Below are 4,422 nucleotides of genomic sequence, written 5' to 3'. Positions count from 1 at the left end.
GCGGCCATCCGGTCGACGGCCGAGGCGTCCAGCCCGAACTCGCTGGCCGACCCGAGCGTCGGTAGCGCGCCGTACTGCTGGTGGCCATCGGTCGCCGCCGTGGTCCTGAGCAGCGTGAGGTTCGTGCCGTCGACGGCCGGCGGGACCGGATCCAACGCCTCGACTATCTCGGCCGGGAGCGAGGAGTCAGTGCCGTCGATGTCGGGCGGGTCCACTGGCGTCACCGTGTCGGCGGCAGTCGGGTCCCCGGGTATATCACCGATACAGCCAGCGAGGGCGGCGAGCGTCGCACCGGCAAGCAGTCGCCGGCGGGAGGTGCGTACCATATCCGGACCTGTCGACGGGCTGTCTCTAAAATATTCCGACAGCGATATCGACGAAACTTCCAGCCGGCCGCGGCGAGCGTCCCGGCCGCGCGGTCACGACGAGGCGTCTCGCGTCCCCACGTCGTCGTCCCCGCCCACATCGTCGTCCCTAGCGAGTGGGTTCGGTTCGGTGAACACGAGGAGCCGTCCATCCTTGCGGTGGACGGTCGCCTCCTCGGGTAACGGGTCCGTTTCGAGTGCGGTTTCCGGGCCGCTGGGATCCGCAAACAGCACCGCCAGGGTACGGCGTTGTGCGGTCTTCTGTTCGCGCGCTTCGGCACGGTACAGCGGTTCGGCGTCCGTCCTTGGATCACTGTTGGGTTCGCCCAGAGCCTTGAGCGGGTGGTCCGGCACCGCTCGCAGCACTCGCAACATCTCGTCGTTGTCGCCGACTGTGTGTGTCCTCGGTGACTCGACCGCCTCGACTCCCTCCTGCCACGCCGCGTCGTCGTCGATACCGACGACGAACAGTCCCGGTTCGCGGTAGATTTCCGCCTCGACGGCGTCGTCGGGCCACGCCGGCGCCGAGGCGTCGAACGACCCCTGCAGGAACCACAGGGACGACGCCAACTCCTCGTCGTAGTACGCGATGGCGAAGACGTCGACCGACTCCATCTCGACGCCGACCCTTCCGGGCAAGTTTACGAAAGTCCCTTCGAGGTCGTTCGGACGGTAGAGAGTGACCCGGTCCAGCGTCGTCTCCCCGACCGAGGCCGGAATCTGATCGAGTAGGGACCGCGTGGGGTCCCCCAGTGGGCCAGCGACCGACTCCGCCGACGGTGTCGTCCGTGCGGACTCGCTGGTCCCTTCGGACCGGGTAGACTCGTCGCTCGTCCCACCCATACACCCACCGAGGGCGACCGTCCCGCCGACCGCCAGCAGGCGTCGCCGTGACAATCGCGACATACATTCGACCACCGAACAGCCGAATAAATGTCTTCGGGGACGGGCCGCGCTACTCGTCGGCCGACGCGGAGACCGTCGTCGCCTCGACCGTCTGGGTGTCGCCGCTCGTCGCCCCGGATTCCGCTTCGAGGACGACGAGCGCGCCCTCACGCGTGACCGTGAACGAGTCCCCGTCGAACAGCGCCGACGAGAGCGCTTTCTCGGCGGTTTCCGCGTCGGGATACACGTAGACGGCACGCTCTGTCGACCCCTGAATCTCTTCGCTCGCGCTCACGAACCCGACCGGGTCCGGCGTGTCCCCCAATTCCTCGGAGTTGTCCTCGCCGAAGGGGCTGTAAGACACGACCGGATACTCCGCCACGAGCGAGAGCGCCTCGCCGACCCGCTCTTCCGAGAGCAGACGTGCCGAGGGGTCGTCGACGGCCGCCGTGGCCGCGTCCAGTCCCGTCTCCCAAGACTCGTTCTCGGGGTGTCTCGCGCCGACCAGCAGGCCGTCCTCGCGGTAGAAGGTGCCGTCCGCGTCCGTGGTGTCCGGCGCGTCCGCGTCGAAATCCCCCGTTAGCACGCCGATACGACCGTCGTCGTACGTCGCGACCACAGCGTAGTCGGCGTTCTCGGGGGAGATATCGAGCGCTCTAGTCTGCTCGGTGATCTGGTCGTCTTCGGGAACGTCGGCCGGGCGAGCGAGTCGGACCTCGGCGAGCGTCCGGCGTCGACGCTCGTCGGGACCGGCGCCAGTGCCGTCCGGATAGCGTCCGGTACGACACTCTCCGTCTCGGTCGCGTCCGACCGCGAACCGGTCGGCGCCGTCGTCGAATCGCCTCCGTCGGTCGTCTCCGCGTCAGTGTCTGCTCCACCCATACAGCCGGTCAGCGCGACCGCGCTACCGACGGCCAGCAAGCGCCGGCGGGATATGTCCACCATACTATGAATCGACGGGTGTGCGTCCTAATATCTTTCCGTTCGTGGGTAGAAATAAAACGGCAATTACCGATCGCCGACCGTCACTCGTACAGCGGTTCCTCGTCGTCGTACAGCGGGTGGGCGTCGGTCAACTCGTCGACGGCCTCGCTGACCTCGGCGATGACAGCCTCGTCCTCGGGGGCATCGACCACGTCGGCGATGAGGTCGGCCACTTCGCGGCAGGCCGCCTCGTCGAAGCCGCGGGTCGTCAGCGCGGGGGTGCCCGCGCGGATGCCCGAGGGGTTGAACGCCGACCGCGTCTCGCCGGGGACGGTGTTGGCGTTGAGGACGATGCCCGCTTCTTCGAGGGCTTCCTCGACTTCCTTACCGGCCGTGTCGGGATGGGACGGCCGGAGGTCGATGAGGACGAGGTGGTTGTCCGTGCCGCCCGAGACGAGTTCGAGGCCGCGGGACTGCAACTGGTCGGCCAGCGCTTTGGCGTTCTCGACGGTCTGTTCGGCGTAGTCCTCGAAGGACGGTTCCAACGCCTCCTTGAACCCGACGGCCTTGCCGGCGACGTTGTGCATCAGCGGACCGCCCTGACTGCCGGGGAAGACTGCGGAGTCGATGTCGTCGGCGTGTTCCTCGTCGCACATAATGATGCCGCCCCGGCCCGAGCGGATGGTCTTGTGGGTCGACCCGGTGACGAAGTCGGCGACGCCGACCGGCGACTGGTGGACGCCGGCGGCGACCAGACCCGTGATATGGGCGATGTCCGCGAGGTGGTAGGCGTCGACGGCGTCGGCCGTCTCCTGGATGCGCTCGAAGTCGACCTCGCGGGGGTACGCGGAGTAGCCCGAGACGATGATGTCGGGGTCGAACTCCTCGGCCAGTTCGGCCAGACCCTCGTAGTCGACGTAGCCCGTCTCCTCGTCGACCTCGTACTGCTCGACCTCGTAGACCTGGCCGGCGAAGTTCGCAGGGTGGCCGTGGCTGAGGTGGCCGCCGTGGGTCAGGTCCAGCGAGAGGATCTTATCGCCCGGGTCGAGCATCGCGAGGTAGACGCCCATGTTCGCCTGACTGCCCGAGTGTGGCTGGACGTTGACGTGTTCTGCGCCCCACAGCTCTTTCGCGCGGTCGATGGCCAGTTGCTCGACGTCGTCGGCGAACTCACAGCCGCCGTAGTATCGCTCGCCGGGGTAGCCCTCGGCGTACTTGTTTGTGAGCTCCGAGCTCTGTGCTTCGAGGACCGCCTCGCTGACGTGGTTCTCGCTTGCGATCATCGCCAGTGTGTCGTTCTGTCGGTCGACTTCGCCCGACAGCGCGTCCGCGACCGCCGGGTCGATCTCGCGTACCGTATCGTAGTCCATATCTGGCTCTCGTGGGCCGGAGGCTAATAAACTACCTTTCCGCGGTCGGCGACACAACCCCGCCCCAAGCAGTAGAAATCAATCACAACCAAATAGGAATTTACACAGACCGTAACGGAACGAGGTTCGATCATTCAGGTGAACCAGTAATTATATTATGCTATCACCGTGAGGGGTAACCGAATGGTCACCTGGGGGGTGACAGAGCCGACAGCGGGGGCTGTCGGAACGGCCTCGACGTACGTCCTCGGGGCTACCGACTGGTGTGACAGCGCGCCGGCGTCGGCTCTGGTCGACGGAGATGAGCGCACAGCAGCGGGTTCCGAAGCAGTAGACGCGCTGGCGGGGGCCGCCGCCGAGTTGGCCGTGCCGGCGAGCGCGGCGCGTCTCGGGACGCGGCTCGACGTCGGTGAACGCCGTTCGCTGGACGCGTCCACACACCGACTGGTAGCCACGCACAGGGCCGACGACCGGTCGGTCGTCGCGACGGTGGCGTTCGACGGGGCGGCGACCGCGACCCGTCGGGACGACCACGTGGACCTATCCTTCCCGGAGCGGACGCCGGTGACGATAGCGGTCGACGAGCGAACGGCGGACGGCGACCCGGTGACGGTCCCGCCGACGCCGTCGGGGCTCGCGGCGGCCATCACCGCGATGAGCGGTGCGCACTCGACGGACGGTCCCGGTCGGTCCCACCCGTCGAACCGACGGCGCCGCCGACCGTCGAACTCGGGTCGACCGTCGATGTGCCGGCGTCAGTCTCCCCCGATACGACCGGCGTCAAGGTGGTTTCCCCGCCGTCGTTCGAGGCGCTGTTCGTCCTCGCGCCGCTCTCGTACTATCTCGGGGCCGCGGTGAGCGTCGAGGACGTGACGCGA

At 67.4% G+C, this 4,422-nt stretch carries 4 protein-coding genes and 1 pseudogene; all 5 read right to left on the bottom strand.

Annotated features, from left to right (window positions below):
• Positions 1–326: pseudogene (locus GJ629_RS14580) on the bottom strand (hypothetical protein); the annotation flags it as partial.
• A gap of 93 nt (positions 327–419) precedes the next feature.
• Positions 420–1,271, bottom strand: a complete 852-nt coding sequence (locus tag GJ629_RS14575) for a hypothetical protein (protein ID WP_157513678.1) — start codon at positions 1,269–1,271, stop codon at positions 420–422.
• Between the two features lie 49 nt (positions 1,272–1,320).
• Positions 1,321–1,869 carry a hypothetical protein gene (locus GJ629_RS14570; protein ID WP_157513677.1) on the bottom strand — a complete coding sequence of 183 codons (549 nt, stop codon included), beginning with the start codon at positions 1,867–1,869 and terminating at the stop codon, positions 1,321–1,323.
• Positions 1,830–2,195 (bottom strand): hypothetical protein, encoded by a 366-nt coding sequence (locus GJ629_RS14565; protein WP_157513676.1) that lies wholly within the window; start codon positions 2,193–2,195, stop codon positions 1,830–1,832. The genes GJ629_RS14570 and GJ629_RS14565 overlap by 40 nt, the downstream gene beginning before the upstream one ends.
• An 80-nt stretch (positions 2,196–2,275) precedes the next feature.
• Positions 2,276–3,544: a serine hydroxymethyltransferase gene (glyA, locus tag GJ629_RS14560; RefSeq protein WP_157513675.1), complete on the bottom strand. Its 1,269-nt coding sequence runs from the start codon at positions 3,542–3,544 to the stop codon at positions 2,276–2,278.
• Positions 3,545–4,422: the final 878 nt, after the last annotated feature.

This window comes from Halapricum sp. CBA1109 (assembly GCF_009741825.1).
Taxonomy (GTDB): Archaea; Halobacteriota; Halobacteria; order Halobacteriales; family Haloarculaceae; genus Halapricum.
The sequence above is the reverse complement of the archived record's forward strand: the minus strand, read 5'-3'. Positions and strand labels throughout refer to the sequence as shown.

Bases quoted from the DNA above. Each gene is read 5' to 3' on its own strand.
- GJ629_RS14575 (WP_157513678.1), bottom strand. From the start codon at position 1,271: ATGTCGCGATTGTCACGGCGACGCCTGCTGGCGGTCGGCGGGACGGTC.
- GJ629_RS14565 (WP_157513676.1), bottom strand. From the start codon at position 2,195: ATGGTGGACATATCCCGCCGGCGCTTGCTGGCCGTCGGTAGCGCGGTC.
- glyA (WP_157513675.1), bottom strand. From the start codon at position 3,544: ATGGACTACGATACGGTACGCGAGATCGACCCGGCGGTCGCGGACGCG.